The 18,172-nt window shown below is 65.3% G+C and carries 17 protein-coding genes; 11 read left to right on the top strand and 6 right to left on the bottom strand.

The window, feature by feature from the left end:
* Positions 1–14: 14 nt before the first annotated feature.
* Positions 15–1,919 (bottom strand): ABC transporter ATP-binding protein, encoded by a 1,905-nt coding sequence (locus GGR23_RS02710; RefSeq protein WP_183364573.1) that lies wholly within the window; start codon positions 1,917–1,919, stop codon positions 15–17.
* A gap of 331 nt (positions 1,920–2,250) precedes the next feature.
* Here GGR23_RS02710 and GGR23_RS02705 point away from each other — a divergent pair, with 331 nt between their 5' ends.
* Positions 2,251–2,721, top strand: coding sequence for a tRNA (cytidine(34)-2'-O)-methyltransferase (locus GGR23_RS02705; protein ID WP_183364572.1), 471 nt, complete (start codon positions 2,251–2,253; stop codon positions 2,719–2,721).
* Positions 2,722–2,801: 80 nt separating this feature from the next.
* Positions 2,802–3,896 (top strand): putative bifunctional diguanylate cyclase/phosphodiesterase, encoded by a 1,095-nt coding sequence (locus GGR23_RS02700; protein WP_183364571.1) that lies wholly within the window; start codon positions 2,802–2,804, stop codon positions 3,894–3,896.
* A gap of 11 nt (positions 3,897–3,907) precedes the next feature.
* Here the strand turns inward: GGR23_RS02700 and GGR23_RS02695 are convergent, their stop codons facing one another.
* A complete protein-coding gene (locus GGR23_RS02695; RefSeq protein ID WP_183364570.1) occupies positions 3,908–4,165 on the bottom strand; it encodes a hypothetical protein in 258 nt (85 codons plus the stop codon).
* Between the two features lie 164 nt (positions 4,166–4,329).
* On the opposite strand from GGR23_RS02695, the gene hemF reads away from it, so the two are divergent.
* From hemF to GGR23_RS02680, 3 genes are all read left to right on the top strand, one after another.
* A complete protein-coding gene (hemF, locus tag GGR23_RS02690) occupies positions 4,330–5,241 on the top strand; it encodes an oxygen-dependent coproporphyrinogen oxidase (protein WP_183364569.1) in 912 nt (303 codons plus the stop codon).
* 114 nt (positions 5,242–5,355) lie between these two features.
* Positions 5,356–5,667 carry a hypothetical protein gene (locus GGR23_RS02685; protein ID WP_183364568.1) on the top strand — a complete coding sequence of 104 codons (312 nt, stop codon included), beginning with the start codon at positions 5,356–5,358 and terminating at the stop codon, positions 5,665–5,667.
* A gap of 93 nt (positions 5,668–5,760) precedes the next feature.
* Positions 5,761–5,952, top strand: a complete 192-nt coding sequence (locus GGR23_RS02680; RefSeq protein WP_183364567.1) for a DUF1059 domain-containing protein — start codon at positions 5,761–5,763, stop codon at positions 5,950–5,952.
* 49 nt (positions 5,953–6,001) lie between these two features.
* Here the strand turns inward: GGR23_RS02680 and GGR23_RS02675 are convergent, their stop codons facing one another.
* From GGR23_RS02675 to GGR23_RS02665, 3 genes are read right to left on the bottom strand one after another with little or no spacing between them, the layout of a single operon-like run.
* Entirely contained in the window at positions 6,002–7,282 is a 1,281-nt protein-coding gene (locus tag GGR23_RS02675; protein WP_183364566.1) for a CCA tRNA nucleotidyltransferase, read from the bottom strand.
* Positions 7,279–7,923 (bottom strand): CoA pyrophosphatase, encoded by a 645-nt coding sequence (locus GGR23_RS02670; RefSeq protein WP_183364565.1) that lies wholly within the window; start codon positions 7,921–7,923, stop codon positions 7,279–7,281. Before GGR23_RS02670 ends, GGR23_RS02675 begins: the two co-directional genes overlap by 4 nt.
* Positions 7,923–8,546, bottom strand: a complete 624-nt coding sequence (locus tag GGR23_RS02665; protein WP_183364564.1) for a DUF1285 domain-containing protein — start codon at positions 8,544–8,546, stop codon at positions 7,923–7,925. The genes GGR23_RS02670 and GGR23_RS02665 overlap by 1 nt, the downstream gene beginning before the upstream one ends.
* A 146-nt stretch (positions 8,547–8,692) precedes the next feature.
* Here GGR23_RS02665 and GGR23_RS02660 point away from each other — a divergent pair, with 146 nt between their 5' ends.
* From GGR23_RS02660 to GGR23_RS02645, 4 genes are read left to right on the top strand one after another with little or no spacing between them, the layout of a single operon-like run.
* Positions 8,693–9,706, top strand: a complete 1,014-nt coding sequence (locus GGR23_RS02660) for an AAA family ATPase (protein ID WP_183364563.1) — start codon at positions 8,693–8,695, stop codon at positions 9,704–9,706.
* Between the two features lie 3 nt (positions 9,707–9,709).
* On the top strand, positions 9,710–10,627 hold the full coding sequence (locus GGR23_RS02655; RefSeq protein WP_382340472.1) for a DUF58 domain-containing protein: 918 nt from the start codon (positions 9,710–9,712) through the stop codon (positions 10,625–10,627).
* Complete coding sequence (locus tag GGR23_RS02650; protein ID WP_183364562.1) at positions 10,624–13,431, top strand: DUF4159 domain-containing protein; 2,808 nt, start codon at positions 10,624–10,626, stop codon at positions 13,429–13,431. Before GGR23_RS02655 ends, GGR23_RS02650 begins: the two co-directional genes overlap by 4 nt.
* Entirely contained in the window at positions 13,431–15,497 is a 2,067-nt protein-coding gene (locus GGR23_RS02645) for a hypothetical protein (RefSeq protein ID WP_183364561.1), read from the top strand. Before GGR23_RS02650 ends, GGR23_RS02645 begins: the two co-directional genes overlap by 1 nt.
* A gap of 7 nt (positions 15,498–15,504) precedes the next feature.
* Here the strand turns inward: GGR23_RS02645 and GGR23_RS02640 are convergent, their stop codons facing one another.
* Positions 15,505–16,008: a GNAT family N-acetyltransferase gene (locus tag GGR23_RS02640; protein WP_183364560.1), complete on the bottom strand. Its 504-nt coding sequence runs from the start codon at positions 16,006–16,008 to the stop codon at positions 15,505–15,507.
* A gap of 257 nt (positions 16,009–16,265) precedes the next feature.
* On the opposite strand from GGR23_RS02640, the gene GGR23_RS02635 reads away from it, so the two are divergent.
* Positions 16,266–17,243 carry a glutathione S-transferase family protein gene (locus GGR23_RS02635; protein WP_183364559.1) on the top strand — a complete coding sequence of 326 codons (978 nt, stop codon included), beginning with the start codon at positions 16,266–16,268 and terminating at the stop codon, positions 17,241–17,243.
* 17 nt (positions 17,244–17,260) lie between these two features.
* Positions 17,261–18,166, top strand: coding sequence for a homocysteine S-methyltransferase family protein (locus GGR23_RS02630; RefSeq protein WP_183364558.1), 906 nt, complete (start codon positions 17,261–17,263; stop codon positions 18,164–18,166).
* The last annotated feature ends 6 nt before the right edge of the window (positions 18,167–18,172 follow it).

The following is an 18,172-nucleotide window of genomic DNA, read 5'->3' as shown; positions in this document are numbered from 1 at the left end:
GGGGAGGCAGGCGCTCAGTCCCACTCCTCTTCGGTCTCGAACTCCGCTTCGGCTTCGGCGCGCGCCTTCTTGCGGGCCTCTTCCTCGTGATCCACCTGATCGGCGAGGAAGCCGCCGGACTGGCGGGCCCAGAGATCGGCATAGATGCCGGTTCCGTTGGCCAGTTCCGTGTGGGTGCCGGTCTCGATGATCGCCCCCTTGTCCAGCACCACCAGGCGGTCCATCTCCGTGAGGGTCGAGAGCCGGTGGGCAATCGCGATCACGGTTTTGCCCTCCATCAGCGAGAAGAGGTTCTCCTGGATGGCGGCTTCCACTTCCGAGTCGAGCGCGGATGTCGCCTCGTCGAGAATGAGGATCGGCGCGTCCTTGAGGAAGACACGCGCGATCGCGATGCGCTGGCGCTGCCCGCCCGAAAGCTTCACGCCACGCTCACCGACGTGGGCATCAAGGCCCTTGCGGCCCTGGAGATCCTCCAGCTGCTGGATGAACTCCCAGGCATTGGCGCGCTTTGCAGCCGTGATGATGTCCTCGTCGGTCGCCTCGGGGCGGCCATAGGCGATGTTTTCGCGGATCGACCTGTGCAGCAGGGATGTATCCTGCGTCACCACGCCGATCATCGAGCGCAGGCTGTCCTGGGTCACCCTGGAGATATCCTGCCCGTCGATGAGAATATGCCCGCCCTCGAGATCGTAGAAGCGCAGCAGCATGTTCATCAGCGTCGTCTTGCCGGCGCCGGAGCGACCGACGAGACCGATCTTCTCGCCCGGCCTGATGGTCAGCGAGAGGTTCTCGATCACGCCCTTGTTCTTCCCGTAGTGGAAGCGGACGTTTTCGAAGCGGATTTCGCCCTTCTGCCCCTTGAGCTGGGTCGCGCCCTTCTCGTCGACGATGTCATGCGGCTTGGCCAGCATGTCCATTCCGTCATAGACCATGCCGATGTTCTCGAAGAGGGCCGAAACCTCCCACATGATCCAGTGGGACATGCCGTTGATCCGCATCACCAGGCCGATCGCGATGGCGATGGCACCGGTCGTCGCATCGCCGGTCAGCCAGAACCAGATCGACAGCGCAGACACCGTGAAGAGGGTCACATAATTGTTGATCTCCACCAGGGTCTGCAACCAGGTCACCAGCCGGAACTGCCGGTATACGGTCTGCAGGAACAGGTTCATGCTCTCCCGGGCATAGCTTTCCTCGCGCCCCGCATGGGAGAAAAGCTTGACGGTTGCGATGTTGGTGTAGCTGTCGACAACGCGGCCGGTCATGGTCGAGCGGGCATCCGCCTGATCGGAGGAGCTCTTGCGCAGCTTCGGGATGAAGAACCCGATGAGCGTCACATAGATCACCAGCCAGACCAGGATCGGCAGGACGAGGCGCCAGTCGGCGCTCGCCACCACGAAGATCATCGATGCGAAATAGGACACCACATAGATGAAGACATCGAGAAGCTTCATCACGGTTTCGCGGATCGCGAGCGACGTCTGCATGACCTTGGTGGCAACACGGCCGGCAAAATCATTGGCGAAGAAGCTCATCGAATGGCGCAGCAGGAACCGGTGCATCTGCCAGCGGGCAATCATGGGGTAATTGCCGAGCAGCACCTGATGCATGATGTAGCTGTGAAAGAGGCTGAGCAGCGGCATGATGACGAGGACGGAGGCCATCCCGATCAGCATGTTCCGGTTGTCGGCCAGGAAGGTCTCCCGGCTCGAGGTCGAAAGCCAGTCGACGATCGCGCCGAGAAACTTGAACATCAGCACTTCGCCGATCCCGATCAGCGCCGTGAGCGTGCCCAGCAGAAGAAGCCAGGGTGCCGCGGGCCGGGAGTAATGCCAGCAGAAGGCGACGAGACCGCGCGGAGGCGCTGTGGGTGCCTCGGCGGGAAAGGGATTGAGGCGGTTTTCAAACCACGCGAACATGTCATTAATCCTCAAGCAACGAACCGGCGCCTGAAAGAGCGGATGGGCATCCGCGGCAGAAGGGGAACACACCGGTGGACGCAGGGCGCCCGAAAAAACGAAAGGGTTGGAAAGTCGGCAGTGAACCTGAACGGGGTCAGGGTGTGGCTGGTCGCCATGCCAGGAGGCTGAACGCAGACGAAAATTTCATTGCAGCCTCCCTGTTTCGTGCCGAAAGATGACGCAAAACCTATCGCGGGTTGCCGCTTTTGGAAACTGCGAGATTTGGGAGGCCTGCGTTTCGTCGGCTCGATGTTGCTTCCGGACCACAGATTCTCTAGAGACGCCCGCCATGAGCGACCTCCGCATAGCCCTTTACCAACCCGATATACCCGGCAATACCGGCACGATCCTCAGGCTGGCCGCCTGCCTTGGCTTCAAGGTCGACATCATCGAGCCGGCCGGCTTCGACCTTTCCGACCGCAACCTCAAGCGGTCGGGCATGGACTACCTGGCCATGGCCTCCCTCACCCGGCACGTGACCTTCGACCGCTTCGACGAAAGCGTGAGAGCCTCCGGGCGACGGCTGATACTGGCATCCACCAAGGCATCCGTGCCTTACGCCGACTTCCGCTTCGAGGCGCAGGACGTCATCCTCTTCGGCAGAGAAAGTGCCGGCGTGCCCGAGGCTGTGCATCAGAGGGCCGATGCCCGCGTCCTGATACCGATGATGCAGGGCCAGCGTTCGATCAATCTCGCCGTATCGGTCGGAATGATCGTGGGTGAGGCATTGCGCCAGACCGGCGGTTTCGCCAGCGGCTAAAATTGGGCAGAAGCGGTTCTTTATTTATTTAGATATCACTGATAGTTCATGTTCCGATTTGAACATGGACCCTTTGCCGGATGCCGACCCGATCCCGCCACGCCCGCAGCGACGCTGCAGCAAATCCGCCCGCACCAGCCACCCGGGCGGCGCGTGTGCGCCGGTTCCTGCAGAAAGCCGCGGAGCAGGTGGCCAGGGGGGTGCTCGTGATGGCAGGCGCCTGGGTGCTCAGCCTGCCGACGACGGAGCGGCTGGTGGAGACCTGGCTGATGGCCATGATGGTGGCCGCGGCCTGCATGCCCTTCCGCACGGCTTTTCCGCTTCGAAGCGCCAGCGGAACGGCTTCCTTGCCGGACGATCATGAAGACACGCTCCGCGGACGTCTCTCCCGCGCCGGCGCCAGGGGCGAGTTCCGTCTGCATTACCAGCCCAGGATCGACATAGACACCGGTCGGATCGTATCGGCGGAGGCACTTCTTCGCTGGCAGCAGCCAGATGGCAGCCTGGTGGCCCCGGATGACTTCATTCCGGAAGCGGAAGAGACGGGCCTCATCCGGTCCATCGGCGCCTGGGTTCTCGAGGCAGCCTGCCGTGACTGTCGCCGATGGCAGCAGATCGGGCTTGCCGGACTGCCTGTTTCCGTGAATGTGTCGGCAGTCCAGTTCCGCTGGGGCGACCTGGAATCGGTGGTCGAAGGCGCCCTGCTGGGGTCCGGTCTCGATCCGGCATTGCTGGAGATCGAGCTGACGGAAAGCCGCGCCCTCGAGGACAGCGACACGGGCGGACAGATTGCGCGGATCGCCGCCACCGGCGTACGGGTGGCGATCGACGATTTCGGCAAGGGCTACTCGAACCTCGCCAGACTTGGCGAACTGGACATCCAGACACTGAAGATCGACCGCTTCTTCCTGCACAACATAGAGGAGGACGACAAGGGGCTGGCGCTGCTCGAAGCCATCGTCGGCCTCACGCGCCGGCTCGGTTTGGAGGCCGTCGCCGAAGGTGTGGAAACGCCCGCCGCAGCGGCAAGGCTTGCCATGATCGGATGCTCGCGGGCCCAGGGCTATCTCTGGTCGAAGCCCTTGCCGCCCCGGGAATTCGAACACTTCGCGCTCGCATGGGAGCCCCTCGGCGCCATGGACATGCCCAAGAAGCGGGCCGGCCGACCGGCCTGATCAGCGCTTCTTCAGTCGGCTGTCGGCAGGCGTCGCATGGTGAATTCGATGCGGTCGCCCTCGAGCTGGCGCCAGCTTTCCACTTCGGTCCAGTAGGCGGCTTTCGGAAAGGCCTCGAACCATTCGCGCGCCTTGCGGCGCGCTTCCTCGCGGCTGAGACAAAAGGTCTCGCGGACAAAGGTGCTCTTCGGCGCCTTCTGTCCGGCGCGGTGATCGGCGATGCGGCGCTTCAGGCCGCTCAAGGGTGGCGGTCCGGGTACTCTTGCCATCGCGTCCCTTCCTTTCCGGTACAAGGATAATGTGGGAAGGGTCGGCAGGCGAGTCAAAAACAGTTAATATCGCGCACGCGGTTGCTGACAGGGTCCCGCTTGCGCTGGTAGACCTGCCCTGAGATATTTTAGCAATCGACCAAAAAAGGAATTTGGAGATCGGTATGGAAAGACCGGAATTGCCGCGCGGCCTGCCCGATGACATCGAGGAGAAGAAGCTCGCCGCCCGCCAGTGGTTCGAACATCTGAGGACCCATATCTGTCTCACCTTCGAGACCCTGGAAGACGAGCTTGCCGGCCCCTTCAGCGATCTCGCGCCCGGGCGCTTCGTGCAGAAGGAATGGCTGCGCGACGGCGGCGAGGGCGGCGGCGGCCTGATGTCGATGATGGAGGGGCGGGTCTTTGAAAAGGTGGGCGTCCATACCTCGACCGTCTTCGGAGAGTTCTCGCCCGATTTCCGCAACCAGATCCCCGGCGCGTCGGAGGACCCGCGTTTCTGGGCGTCGGGCATCTCGCTGATCGCCCATCCGCGCAATCCGAACGTACCGACGGTCCACATGAACACGCGCATGGTCGTGACCACCAGCCAGTGGTTCGGCGGCGGCGCCGACCTGACGCCCGTTCTGGATCGCCGCCGCACCCAGGACGATCCCGACACCGAGCTGTTCCACAAGGCCATGGAAATCGTGTGCGCCCGCCACGGCGTTGCAGACTATCCGCGCTTCAAGGCCTGGTGCGACGACTACTTCTTCCTGAAGCACCGCAACGAACCGCGCGGCATCGGCGGCATCTTCTACGACTGGCTGCATTCCGGCGCGGATCTGGGCGGCTGGGCGGCCGATTTCGCCTTCACCCGCGACGTCGGACGCGCCTTTGCGATGGTGTATCCGAAGATCGTCCGCGGCAACTTCAACAATCCCTTCACGGAGGAAGACCGGGAGGAGCAGCTCGTCCGGCGCGGCCGCTACGTGGAGTTCAACCTTCTCTACGATCGCGGCACGATCTTCGGACTGAAGACCGGCGGCAACGTGGATTCCATCCTGTCCTCCCTGCCTCCGCTGGCGCGCTGGCCCTGACGGGCAGGCCCGAAAAACGCAACCACGGATTTTTTACTGTGTGATCTGCTGATTCGGTCGTAAGCTGCGGTTGCCAATATCCTTGTTGCATGAATCCATTTTTGGGAGGGCCTCATGGATACGACCGTGCATGAGACGGATTCTGCTCCGGTTTCCGTCAAGCCGAATGCCCCTGACACGCATGGATCCGCCGATGGATCGCGTCTTCTGGGCCGTGCCGAGATGATCGACCGCCTGGCACATGCCATGCGGCTGAGAAGCGGCCTCGACCTGCCGCATGCCTATTTCGTGGAGCAGGTCAAACTACAGCTGGCCGGAAGCCCGGCCTTCGACAAATCCCTTTCCGAGCCCGAAACGCGGGCAGCCCGGCGCGCCGCCACTTATCAGAGCGCGGCGTGTTTCGAAGCCTGGGCCATCCGGGATTGACCGCAAGCCCGGCGGCCGGGGCAAGATCTGGCCATGGCCGCCGATGTCTTCGACCCTATTCTGTTGATGTCATGCATAAACAGGAGGATTGAGATGAGACTGTTCGAATGCGGATCCCTCGTTCCCGGATGTGCCTGGCATACGCGGGCTGACGAGGATGCGGAAATCGTGCGCCGCGCCGTCGAGCACATGCGCAGCGCCCATGGCGAGGAGATGATCCGCGAGAGCATGGTGGATCGCATCAAGGAACGCATCACCACGCCCTCGAATACGGCAGCGGCCTGAGCCGAACGCCGCGTGAAAAGTATAGGGCGCATCGAGCGGGATGCGTCCGCTATATCCGCGACTGGAAGTCCGCCAGCCGGGAAAGGAGATCATCCTTTGAAGGAGCAAAGTTCTTCTCCACCCAGTCGCTTTCCATCAGCGACAGAACCTCGCCGAGCTTCGGACCGGGGGCAACGCCCGCCGCGATAAGATCCGCTCCGCTCACGGGGAGCAACGGCTTGCGGAAAGCTTCCGCGCGCTTGAGAAGCCCTTTCAGGAGCAGGCTTTTCTCGAGGTCGGCAGGCGGGCTGTCGATGTCCGCCCGCGCGGCGGCAACGGCCAGCTTCAGACGGGCGATCACTCCCGTTTCCCCGCTCCGGTAGAGCATGCGGTCCAGCGCCGTCCCGGCGAGATCCGGCTTGACCGCGGGAGCCGAGGCGAAGGCCTGCAACCAGGCGGCTTCGGCCCTCGACATGCGCAACCGGCGAGCCATTTCGTCCAGCCGCTCTGCATCCGGCGGCACGATGGCGGCCAGCCGGAGCATCGGCTCGCGCGGCCAGCCAAGCATGGCTTCGGTCGCAACGAGCCCCGGGATGGCATCGATGCCCCATTTCTCGCTTTCCGGCAGGATCTCCGTGAGGACACCGGCCTGCCGCATCCACAGCAGCGCCCGGCCCGGATCCTCCGCCGCGAGCAGCTTCTTCAGCTCGGACCAGATCCGTTCCGCCGAAAGCGTCTTCAGCTTGTCGCGCGCACGGGCGCAGGCCCGGAGCCCGTCCGCGTCGGGCCGAAACTGACCGTAATGGGCAAAGAAGCGAAAGAAGCGCAAAATGCGCAGATAATCCTCCGCGACGCGTTCCGCCGCATCCCCGATGAAGCGCACGAGCCCGCGTTCTATGTCGGGCAGACCGCCCACGAGGTCGATCACCCGGCCCTCCCGGTCCGCATAGAGGCCGTTGATGGTGAGGTCGCGGCGGTTGGCATCCTCCTGCCAGTCGCTGCCGAAGGCGACCTCCGCATGCCGTCCGTTGGTCGCCACATCCCGGCGGAGGGTCGTGACCTCGAATGGCGTTCCCTCGACGACGAGCGTCACCGTGCCGTGCTCGATACCGGTCGGAACCGCCTTGATCCCTGCCTGCCCGGCAAGCGCGATCACCTGCTCCGGCAGAAGGGTGGTGGCGAGATCCACATCGGCCACCGGCCGGCCCATCAGGCTGTTCCTGACGGCTCCACCGGCAATCCGCGTTTCGGCACCCTCCCCGTTCAGAAGCGCCATCACCCTTCGGAGGGACGGCCCGTTGAACCACGCTTCATCCGCCACGGAGACGGTGGAATGGGTGCCCTCGCTCATGCATAAAGCCTTTCATACAGTGTTCTGAGAATGCCGGCGGTGATACCCCAGATCATCCAGCTTCCATAGGGCATGCGGTAGAAATGCCGCTCGCTGCCCTGCCAGACCGCGCTGTCGCGCTGGTGGTTGTCCGGGTCCATCAGGAAGGAAAGCGGCACCTCGAAGACATGCTCCACCTCGTGCGGGTTCGGGCGTATCTCGAAGCCCCGGCGGACGACCGACAGCACGGGCGTGATGCGAAAGCCGGTCATCGCATAGTAATCGGGCAGCCGGCCGACGGTTTCCACGAAGTGGCGCGGCAGGCCGATTTCCTCCTCCGCCTCGCGAAGCGCCGCGACCTCCGGCGAGCCGTCCTCCCGGTCGATCGCTCCGCCCGGAAAGGCGATCTGCCCGGAATGCTTGCGAAGCGAGGCCGTCCGCTGGGTGAGGAGCACCTTGGCACCATCGGGATCATCGATCACGGGCACCAGAACCGCAGCATCCCGCAGGTTCAGCCCTTCGATGTGACGGATGGAATCGGGATTGAGGATGTGGTCGCCATGGTCCCGCCAGGCGAGTTCCACCGGCCCGCCGGACTGGGTAAAGGCGCGGGCGCGAAAATCCTCGGCGCTGAAGGGAAGGATGGTTTCAGCCTTGTCCATCAGCCTGCCAGACCGTCGAGTTCGGCCTCCGGCATGATCGGGAAGACCGCACCCGCCGAACGCACGGCAAACATGGCCGTGCCATCGATCTCCACCGTCTCCCCGAGCTCCACGAGGTCATACATCACAGCGCGGGACACCAGCGCCTCGAGCCGCCCGCGCACGAGAAGGTAGGGTTTCAGCTCCCGGTTCTCCCCGTGGATGACGAAGCGCAAGGGGTGCGCGGCATCGGCCCGCACCACGTCCCCGACATTGGTGCGGAAGGTGAGGACCGGCTCGCCCTCCTCCTCCGTGCGCTGCATCTCCACCGCGACGAACGGGGCATCCACCACGCGGATGCCCACCTTTTCCACAGGCGTCACCAGATAGGTCCTGCCGTCCTCGTCGCGGCGCAGAACCGTGGAGAAGAGCCGAACGAGGGGTGCACGGCCAATCGGCGTGCCGAGATAGAACCAGGTTCCGTCGGCACGGATTTCCATGTCGAGATCGCCGCAGAAGGGCGGGTTCCAGCGCTCGACGGGTGGCAGGCCGCCGGCACCCGCATTGGTATCGGCCGCCGCCCGCGAAATCAGTGCGGCAAGCCCTGCCGCATCGCCCGTCGCCTGAATTCCTTCGGTTGCCATGATTGCGTCTCGCTTTATGTCTAGGACCCATGAGATAGTCATTTGATCCAAGCTTGTCAGCCGTCAACTTGCTATAAGCGGTCATGGGTTAATCAGATGGCGGAAAGGCGGCGATTCGCGCCGCCGATTGTGAAGCGGAGACCAGCATGGATGTGACGACCGGCGGCAGCGCGCCCCTTGCAGAGGCAGAGATGGTGGCGCTCGCGGAAAAGGCGCTCGAGGACATCGCGGCGATCCGGCTGGAAGTCGGCAAGGTCATTTTCGGGCAGGCTGCGGCGGTCGAGAGCACGCTGGTGGCCGTGCTGGCCGGCGGCCATGCCCTTCTGGTCGGTGTGCCCGGACTTGCAAAGACGAAGCTCGTCACCACGCTCGGCACCGTGCTGGGCCTCCAGTCCGCCCGCATCCAGTTCACCCCGGACCTCATGCCCTCCGACATCCTGGGTTCGGAAGTGCTGGAACAGGCAGACGATGGCCGCCGCTCCTTCCGCTTCATCGAAGGGCCGGTCTTCACCCAGCTGCTGATGGCGGACGAGATCAACCGCGCCTCGCCGCGCACCCAGTCGGCGCTCCTGCAATCCATGCAGGAATATCATGTCTCGGTGGCGGGAAAACGGCTCGACCTGCCAGCCCCCTTCCATGTGCTTGCGACACAGAACCCGCTGGAGCAGGAAGGCACCTATCCGCTGCCCGAAGCCCAGCTCGACCGCTTCCTCCTGCAGGTGGACATCGGCTATCCCGACCGTGCGGACGAGCGCCGCATCCTCATCGAAACCACGCGTCTCGGAGAGGCGGCGGCCGCAGCGGTGATCGATGCCGCGCGGCTGATCGAGATCCAGAAGCTGATCCGGCAGATGCCGGTCGGCGAAAGCGTGGTGGACGCCATCCTCAACCTCGTGCGCTCGGCCCGCCCGGAAGCCGGCGCAAAGGGTGCCGCCCGGCATATCGCCTGGGGCCCCGGCCCCCGCGCCGGTCAGGCGCTGATGCTCTGCGTGCGCGCACGCGCCCTGTTCGAGGGTCGCCTTGCCCCTTCGCTCGACGATGTGCGCGCCCTGGCCGCTCCCGTCCTGCAGCACCGCATGGCGCTGACCTTTGCCGCGCGCGCGGAAGGCATCACGGTCTCCCAGGTGATCGCCGAGCTTTCGGCGGAGATCGGGAAGTAAGCCGTGAGCCCCATCGGCGAGACGACACCGGCACTGGCCTCCCGCGAGGCGCTTCGGCTGGCCCATGAGCGGGCCGCCCTGATGCCGGATTGCCTCGTCGAGGCCCGGCGGGTGGCAAACTCGGTGATCTCCGGCTGGCACGGCCGCCGCAAGCGCGGCATCGGCGAGAACTTCTGGCAGTTCCGCCCCTATGCCGAGGGGGAAAGCCTCAGCCGCATCGACTGGCGCCGTTCCGCCCGCGACGATCACACCTATGTCCGGGACCGGGAATGGGAGGCCGCGCACACCATCCTGTTGCATGCGGACCTCACGCCGTCGATGCGCTATCGCTCCCGCATGAGCAACACCTCCAAGGAAGCCCGCGCGCTGGTGCTGATGCTGGCGCTGGCCGAAACGCTGTCCCGGTCGGGCGAGCGGATCGGCGTTCCCGGGCTTCTGGAACCGCAGGCCAGCCGGCAGGCGGCGGAGCGGATCGCCGCGGCGCTTTCCCATGCCGGCGCCCTTCCCGCCCTGCCGCAGGTGGCGGGTGTCAGAAGCACGGCGGACCTCATCCTTCTCGGCGACTTCCTGGACAATCCCGCAGACACCGTTGCGCGGCTGAAGCCGCTCGCCCATCGCGGCGTGCGCGGCCATCTGGTGGAGATTGCCGATCCCGCCGAGGAGAGCTTTCCCTATACGGGCCGGACAGAATTCGTGGATCCGGAAACCGGCAAGAGCCTGACGGCCGGCCGCGCCGACAGCATCGCGGAAGATTATCGCCGAGCCTATGAGGCGCGACGCGAAACACTCGGCACCGAAATGCGCCGCCTCGGCTGGAATTTCATCACCCACCGCACGGACCGCCCGGCCTCGGAACCGCTGACCCAACTGCATCTTCTGCTCTCGGGCGGCGGCCTTGCCACACATGAGGTCCGGTCATGAGCGCGATCGGTTTTGCAACACCGGCGGTTCTGGCCGCACTCCTTGCGCTGCCTGCCATCTGGTGGCTGCTCCGGATCACTCCGCCGAAGCCGGAGCGGGAGGTTTTCCCGCCCTTCCGGATTCTCGCACAGCTGATGAAGCGCGAGGAAACGCCGGCGCAAAGTCCCTGGTGGCTCACGGCGCTGCGCATTCTGCTCGCCGCAGCCGTCATCCTTGCCATGGCCGGACCCGTCTTGAACCCGAGGCAGGCGAGCCTTTCGCCCGATGGGCCGCTCGTGCTGGTCGTCGACAACAGCTGGGCCGCCGCCAATGACTGGGAAGAGCGTGTCTCCGCCGCCCGCGACCTGCTGGAGGAGGCGGAATCGGAAAACCGCCCCGTCGCGCTCGTTCTGACGGCAGAGGACAAGCCGGATGCCACGCCGGTTGACGCGTCCACGGCCCGCACCCGTCTTCTCGCGGCAAGGCCACGGCCCGTCATGGCACAGCGCACCGATCTGCCGCAGCGTATCCGGGCCGGCCTCGATGGCACGGCGCCCGGTACGCTTGCCTTCATCACCGACGGCATCGGCACGGAGGCGGGGGACCGGACGCTGGAGACGCTGACGACGCTCAAGCCGGCGGAGTTCCGCCTGCTTTCCGGCGACAGCACGGCCGCGCTCGCGATCACCTCGGTCCGCAATGTCGCGGACGGCGTCGAGGTGCAGGCTGCCCGGCTCGATACCGGGCGCATCGCCGATCTGCCGCTCGTGGCCTATGACCGCCAGGGCCGCGCCATTGCCGGGGATCGCCTGCAGTTTGTGCCCGGCGCCAGCCAAGCGCGGGCCGTGCTGAAGGCGCCGCTGGAAATCCGCAACGATTTTGCCCGCATCGCGCTCGGCGACCGGCTGAATGCCGGAACGGTACACCTTCTCGACGAAGGCGCGAAAAGGCGGCGCGTCGCCCTGATCGGCGGCGATGCGGCGGACGCGGAGCGCCCGCTGCTCTCGTCGATCTACTACATCCGCCGGGCGCTTTCGCCCTTTGCCGATATCAGCGAGTCCCGTTCCGTCGGGATCGAGCCTGCCCTGAAGGAACTCCTTTCGCTCCGTCCGTCGGCCATCGTGATGGCGGATGTGGGCAAGGTGCCGGCAGCCGCGGTGAAGCCGCTTTCCGACTATATCGAAAGCGGGGGCACGCTTATCCGCTTTGCCGGGCCGCAGCTCGCCGCCGCGGGCAAGGACGATCCGTTTGCGACGGTTCCGCTGCGGGAAGGCGAGCGCCGCTTCGGGGGCGTGCTGTCCTGGAGCGAGCCGCAAGCGGTTGCGGCCTTCCCGGAGACCGGCCCCTTTGCAGGCCTTGCGCGGGCGGAAGACGTGAAGGTGCGCCGCCAGGTTCTCGCGGAACCGTCACCGGAGCTCGCAGGCCAGACTATCGCGAGCCTTGCCGACGGCACCCCCTTCGTGACGATGCGCCAGAAGGGCCGCGGGCAGATCGTGCTCTTCCATGTGAGCGCCGAGACGAGCTGGTCGGATCTTCCGCTTTCGGGTCACTTCGTGGAGATGCTCCGCGCCCTTGTCCAGATGGCGCGCGCGCCTGTCGGGCGCCCGGAGGCCGACGGCAAGGTGGCGCTGCTGCCGCCCTGGCGCCTGCTGGCTGCCGATGGCGCCCTTTCGGCAGAAACCGCATCCGCCCGACCGCTGAACCCTGCGAAAGACCTTTCCCGCATGGCCGATCTCAATCACCCACCCGGTCTCTACGGAACCGAGGACGGGTTTGTGGCCCACAATCTCCTGCCCGAGGGGGCGAAGCTGTCCCCGCTCGACCCAGGTCCCGGGGCCGCTCCGTGGCTTAAGCGCCTGCCCGTCACGGGCCCGCAGCCGGCCAATATGGTGCCCGCCTTCATCGGGGCAGCCATCGTGCTGCTTCTGCTCGACGGGCTTGCCATGCTGTGGATCAACGGCGGTCTTCGCCTGCCGCGGAAGGCTGCCGCCAGCCTTCTGCTGCCGCTCGCGCTCGGACTTGCTCTCGGCCTGACCCCCGCCCACACCCGGGCCGACGATGCGAAACCGGGCGACGATGTGCTGCTGAAGCGGCTCGACACGACCCACCTCGCCTATGTGCTGACAGGGGAAAAGGAGGTGGACGACGTCTCCCGCATGGGGCTTTACGGGCTTACCCAGTTTCTCACCTTCCGCACTGCCCTTGAGCCGGGCGAACCGGAGGGAGTCGACATTGCCCGGGACGAACTCTCGGTCTTTCCGCTGATCTACTGGCCCGTGAGCGCCTCCGCGCCGATGCCGAGTGCAGATGCCATCAGCCGCATCGGTGCCTACATGCGCTCCGGCGGCACGGTGCTGTTCGATACGCGGGACCAGTCGGAACAGGCTTTCGGCGGCAATGGCGTGGCAACCGCCAACGGCGAACGGCTGCGGGAAATCCTCGCCGATCTCGACATCCCGCCGCTCGAACCCGTCCCGCGCGGACATGTGCTCACGCGGTCTTTCTATCTGCTCAGCCAGTTCCCGGGACGCTATGCGGATTCGCCGCTGTGGGTCGAAGCCGGACAGGGCACGGACAAGACCAGCGAGGCGGCGCCTGTTTCTGCCGATGGCGTGACGCCGATCATGATCACCGCGAACGATCTCGCCGGCGCCTGGGCCATCGACGAGATGGGCAATCCCCAGCTTCCCACCGTACCGCCGGATGAGAACCAGCGCGAATTTGCCTACCGGGCCGGGGTCAACATCATGATGTACATGCTGACAGGCAACTACAAGGGCGATCAGGTTCACGTGCCTGCACTGCTCGAAAGGCTGGGCAACTGATGGATCTCGTCTTCCAGCCGCTGGTGCCCTGGCCGATCGTCTCGCTCGCCGCGCTGGCGGTGGTGGTGCTGGGGGCGCTCGGTCTTTACCGTTCGCTGAAGGGTTCCGCCCTTCGCGTGCTGATCGGGCTGGCGCTCGTGCTGGCGCTTGCCAATCCGGTGCTCCGGCAGGAGGAGCGCGAGCCGCTTTCCACCATCGTGCCCGTCATCGTCGACCAGAGCCAGAGCCAGCAGCTGCCCGAGCGCCAGCAGGCGACGAAGATCGCCGCCGAAGCCCTGAAGGAACGGCTCTCCCGGATTCCCGGCGTCGAACCGCGCATCGTGGAAGCGAAAGCCGATCCGGCATCGGACACGCCCTCCACCCGGCTGTTCGGTTCCCTCGCCGACGCGACGGCGGATGTTCCGGCGGGCCGTGTCGGTGCCGCCCTTTTCCTGACCGACGGCCAGGTACACGACATCCCGGCCAATGGCCGTCCGCCGGGGCTCTCGGTTCCGGTGTCGAGCCTCATCACCGGCCGCGCGGGCGAAACCGACCGGCGGATAGAGGTGCTGAAGGCACCCCGCTTCGGCCTGAAGGGCAAGGAAGTGGAGGTTCTCTTCCGCGTCACCGACGATGGCGCGGATCCGGGCAGGCCAGCCAGGGTCACCGTGCGCGTCAATGGCAGCGAGGCAGCGACGCTGGAGGCCGTGACGGGTGCACCGACACCCTTCCGCTTCGAGATCGGCAGGGCTGGCGCCAATGTGGTGGAGCTCTCGGCGGAAGCGCTTCAGGGCGAAATCACCGATACCAACAACCGGGCAATCCAGGTGGTGGAAGGCATCCGCGAGAACATGCGGGTGCTGCTGGTCTCCGGGGAGCCGCATGCGGGCGAGCGCACCTGGCGCAACCTCCTGAAATCGGATGCATCGGTGGATCTCGTTCACTTCACCATTCTGCGCCCGCCGCAGAAGCAGGACGGAACGCCGATCAACGAGCTGTCGCTGATCGCCTTTCCCACCCAGGAGCTGTTCGTCGACAAGATCAACGAGTTCGACCTGATCATCTTCGATCGCTACCAGCACAGGGGCGTGCTGCCCCTGCTCTATTACGATTACATCGCGCAATATGTGGACCGGGGCGGCGCACTGCTGATTGCGGCCGGACCGGAGCATGCGGGCGAGGACTCGATTGCGCTGACACCGCTGGAAGGCGTTCTGCCGGCAGCGCCGGACGGAATGGTGATCGAGCGCGGCTTCTATCCCCGCATCTCTGCGGAAGGCCGGAAGCATCCCGTCACGCGGGGCCTCGAGGGCGGCGCAAGCGAACCGCCGCGCTGGGGCCGCTGGTTCCGGACCATCGGTGTGGAGCAACCCGCAGGGCGCGTCGTCATGGAAGGGCCGGACGAGCGACCCCTTCTCGTTCTGAACCGTGCCGGGGAAGGCCGCGTGGCCATGCTCCTGTCGGATCAGGGCTGGCTCTGGGCGCGGAATTTCGAAGGAGGCGGCCCGCACGCAGCCCTCTACCGCCGAATCGCCCACTGGCTGATGAAGGATCCCGATCTGGAAGAGGAAGCCCTGAGGGCGAGTGCCTCCGGCCGCAGTATCTTCGTGACCCGGCAGACCATGGAAGGCAATCCGGGTGCCGCCACCTTGCGTACCCCCTCCGGCAAGGACGTGCCGCTTACCCTGACGGAATCGGAGCCGGGCCTGTTCCGCGCAGAGGCCAAGGTGGACGAGACCGGCCTCTTCGAGGTTGTGAACGGCGACTTGACGGCCCTCGTCCATGTGGGAACACCGGATGCGCCGGAGTTCAAGGCAATGATCTCGACGGAGGAGCGGCTTCGCCCCGTCGCCGAAGAGACCGGCGGCATCGTGGCGCGGCTCGGCGACCCGCAAAAGCCCGTCATCCCCGACATCCTGCCCGTGCGCGGCAATGCGCGCGTGGAAGCGGATGGGCGGGTGCTGGTGCGCATGAGCACGGAAACCGTTCTGAAGGGCGTCTCGACCCTGCCGCTTCTCGGCGGCTATGCGGGCGTGCTGGTGCTGCTTCTGGGCCTCGGTTTTAACTGGTGGCGCGAGGGGCGCTAGCCGCCTCTCAGTCCGCACGCCAGGCAATGATGCCTTTCAGCCTTTCATGGACCTGGTCTGCCAGCGGAACCACGAGCACCCGGTGCTGGTCCACCGGGCCCGGAAATTCGAGCGATTTCGGCTGCACCCGTTCAAATCCGATCCGCTGGTAGTAGGGCGGGTCGCCGACGAGGATGACCCCTTCTGACCCAGCCGCGCGGGCCGCCTCGATGGCAAGCCGGCAAAGCTTCTGTCCGATTCCAAGGTTCTTGTGGGACGGCCGCACCGCCAGCGGACCGAGCAGATGGCCCCTCACCGCGCCCGCAGCGACCGGGGTCATGCGGACGGAGCCGATCACCTCGCCATGATCGGTGCAGACGAAGGACAGGCTGCGGTCATGCGGTCCCTGCTCGCGTATCCGCGCCGCCGCACGCGCGAAACGGCCGGGGCCGAAAGCCTCGTCATTGATGAATTCGATGATGGCGTCGTGGGAGGCATCCTCGGTGAGGTAGGCAAAATCATGCTTTTTCATGAATGGGTCCGGTCGAGCGGGCAGACGTAAAGGTGCGGTCACGCGGTGCAATCCGCGTGCGGAGTTCCTTCAGCGTCGTCGCAGGGACCGGGTGTTCATGAGGGCGGTGCCGTCCGGGATGTTTCTGGTGGAAAAGGCCGATAGCAGGAAATTCACGCTTCGCCAACAAAAAACGCAGTGTTCACCGCATCGCAACTCGCTTTCGCCTTTCCACGCCCTATGCTTGCCGCCAACACGAAAAGATCGGGAAACACAAAATGGGCATGCTCATCGAAGGCGTCTGGCACGATGTCTGGTACGATACGGAAAAGACCAAGGGCCATTTCAGGCGGGCGCAATCGCAGTTTCGCAACTGGGTGACGGCGGATGGCAGCGCCGGTCCGTCCGGCGAAGCGGGTTTCAAGGCCGAGGCCGGGCGCTACCACCTCTATGTCTCGCTGGCCTGCCCCTGGGCACACCGCACGCTGATCTTCCGCAAGCTCAAAGGCCTTGAAGACCTTATCGACGTGTCGGTAGTCGATCCGCTGATGGTGGAGAACGGCTGGGAGTTCAAGGGCACCGATGGCGGCACGCTCGATACCCTCTTCGGCTCGTCCTTCCTCTGGCAGATCTATACCCGGGCGGACCCGGCCTATTCGGGTCGGGTGACGGTTCCCGTGCTGTGGGACAAGCATCGCAACACGATCGTTTCCAATGAATCGGCGGAGATCATCCGCATGTTCAATTCCGCCTTCGACCACCTGACCGGCAACCGGCTGGACTTCTACCCGCAGGCTCTGCGGCAGGATATCGATGCCCTGAATGCCGAGATCTACGATGCCGTGAACAATGGCGTCTACAAGGCCGGGTTTGCAACGACCCAGGACGCCTATGCGGAAAGCGTCGCGGCCTTGTTTGCCATGCTGGACCGGCTGGAGGAGCGGCTTTCGACGCAGCGCTATCTGATGGGCGCGGAACTGACCGAAGCCGACTGGCGCCTCTTCACCACGCTCGTGCGTTTCGATCCGGTCTATGTCGGGCACTTCAAGTGCAACATCCGCCGCATCGCGGATTATCCCCACCTGCAGGCCTATCTGAAGGACCTTTATCAGCATCCCGGCATTGCCGGGACGGTGAATTTCCGGCACATCAAGGAGCATTATTACCGGAGCCACCGCACCATCAATCCGACCGGCGTCGTGCCTGTGGGGCCAGTGCTGGACCTCGAAGGTCCCCATGGGCGGGAGGCTCTCTGAACGCGGGGGACAAGAGAATGCGCCACGAGATCACCCTTCTGGACGGGGGCATGGGACGGGAGCTTGCCCGCTCCGGGGCGCCCTTTCGCCAGCCCGAATGGTCGGCACTGGCGCTGATCGAATCGCCCGGACACGTCGGCAAGGCCCACGCGGCCTTTGCCAGCGCCGGGGCGGACGTCATCACCACCAATTCCTATGCGGTCGTGCCCTTCCACATCGGAGAGGAACGGTTCCGCACGGACGGGTTCCGTCTGGCGAGGCTTGCCGGAGAGATAGCGCGCGAGGTGGCCGACGCCTCGGGCGTGCGTGTGGCGGGCTCCCTTCCCCCGGTACTCGGGTCCTACCGGCCGGATCTCTTCACCGAGGCGGAGGCCACGCCGATCCTCAAGGTGCTGATCGAGGCGCTTTCGCCTTCCGCCGATCTGTGGCTTGCCGAAACGCTGAGTTCAACGGCCGAGGCGCGGCTGGTGCGCGCGCTTCTCGGCCACGACCGGCGGCCCCTGTGGATTTCCTTCACGCTCGACGATGCCCGCGCGAAGGAGGTCGAGGCCGGTGCGATCGCTCCCTCGCTGCGCTCGGGTGAGAGCATTGCCGCGGCCGCCGAGGCCGCGCGCGCCTGCGGAGCGGAGGCCCTGCTTTTCAATTGCAGCCAGCCGGAAGTGATGGAAGCCGCCGTCAGGGCCGCCCGCAGGGAGTTGCCCGCCTCCATCCGGATCGGCATCTATGCCAATGCCTTCGCCACCGAGGCGGACGATACGGATGCCAATGCCGACCTGCATGACATCCGTCCCGACCTCACGCCCGACAACTACCGCCGCTTTGCCGAGAAATGGGTCAAGGCCGGCGCCAGCATGATCGGCGGCTGCTGCGGCATCGGGCCCGAGCATATCGAGGCGCTGTCTTCGGCACTGAAGGCAGACTGACGCGCG

Origin of the sequence: Gellertiella hungarica (genome assembly GCF_014197145.1) — a bacterium.
Lineage (GTDB): Bacteria > Pseudomonadota > Alphaproteobacteria > Rhizobiales > Rhizobiaceae > Gellertiella > Gellertiella hungarica.
This window is presented reverse-complemented; position numbering and strand designations above follow the sequence as displayed.

What these genes read in the sequence shown, in the direction of transcription:
- GGR23_RS02710 (WP_183364573.1), bottom strand. Translation starts at nt 1,919, where the DNA reads ATGTTCGCGTGGTTTGAAAACCGCCTCAATCCCTTTCCCGCCGAGGCA.
- GGR23_RS02705 (WP_183364572.1), top strand. Translation starts at nt 2,251, where the DNA reads ATGAGCGACCTCCGCATAGCCCTTTACCAACCCGATATACCCGGCAAT.
- GGR23_RS02700 (WP_183364571.1), top strand. Translation starts at nt 2,802, where the DNA reads ATGCCGACCCGATCCCGCCACGCCCGCAGCGACGCTGCAGCAAATCCG.
- GGR23_RS02695 (WP_183364570.1), bottom strand. Translation starts at nt 4,165, where the DNA reads ATGGCAAGAGTACCCGGACCGCCACCCTTGAGCGGCCTGAAGCGCCGC.
- hemF (WP_183364569.1), top strand. Translation starts at nt 4,330, where the DNA reads ATGGAAAGACCGGAATTGCCGCGCGGCCTGCCCGATGACATCGAGGAG.
- GGR23_RS02685 (WP_183364568.1), top strand. Translation starts at nt 5,356, where the DNA reads ATGGATACGACCGTGCATGAGACGGATTCTGCTCCGGTTTCCGTCAAG.
- GGR23_RS02680 (WP_183364567.1), top strand. Translation starts at nt 5,761, where the DNA reads ATGAGACTGTTCGAATGCGGATCCCTCGTTCCCGGATGTGCCTGGCAT.
- GGR23_RS02675 (WP_183364566.1), bottom strand. Translation starts at nt 7,282, where the DNA reads ATGAGCGAGGGCACCCATTCCACCGTCTCCGTGGCGGATGAAGCGTGG.
- GGR23_RS02670 (WP_183364565.1), bottom strand. Translation starts at nt 7,923, where the DNA reads ATGGACAAGGCTGAAACCATCCTTCCCTTCAGCGCCGAGGATTTTCGC.
- GGR23_RS02665 (WP_183364564.1), bottom strand. Translation starts at nt 8,546, where the DNA reads ATGGCAACCGAAGGAATTCAGGCGACGGGCGATGCGGCAGGGCTTGCC.
- GGR23_RS02660 (WP_183364563.1), top strand. Translation starts at nt 8,693, where the DNA reads ATGGATGTGACGACCGGCGGCAGCGCGCCCCTTGCAGAGGCAGAGATG.
- GGR23_RS02650 (WP_183364562.1), top strand. Translation starts at nt 10,624, where the DNA reads ATGAGCGCGATCGGTTTTGCAACACCGGCGGTTCTGGCCGCACTCCTT.
- GGR23_RS02645 (WP_183364561.1), top strand. Translation starts at nt 13,431, where the DNA reads ATGGATCTCGTCTTCCAGCCGCTGGTGCCCTGGCCGATCGTCTCGCTC.
- GGR23_RS02640 (WP_183364560.1), bottom strand. Translation starts at nt 16,008, where the DNA reads ATGAAAAAGCATGATTTTGCCTACCTCACCGAGGATGCCTCCCACGAC.
- GGR23_RS02635 (WP_183364559.1), top strand. Translation starts at nt 16,266, where the DNA reads ATGGGCATGCTCATCGAAGGCGTCTGGCACGATGTCTGGTACGATACG.
- GGR23_RS02630 (WP_183364558.1), top strand. Translation starts at nt 17,261, where the DNA reads ATGCGCCACGAGATCACCCTTCTGGACGGGGGCATGGGACGGGAGCTT.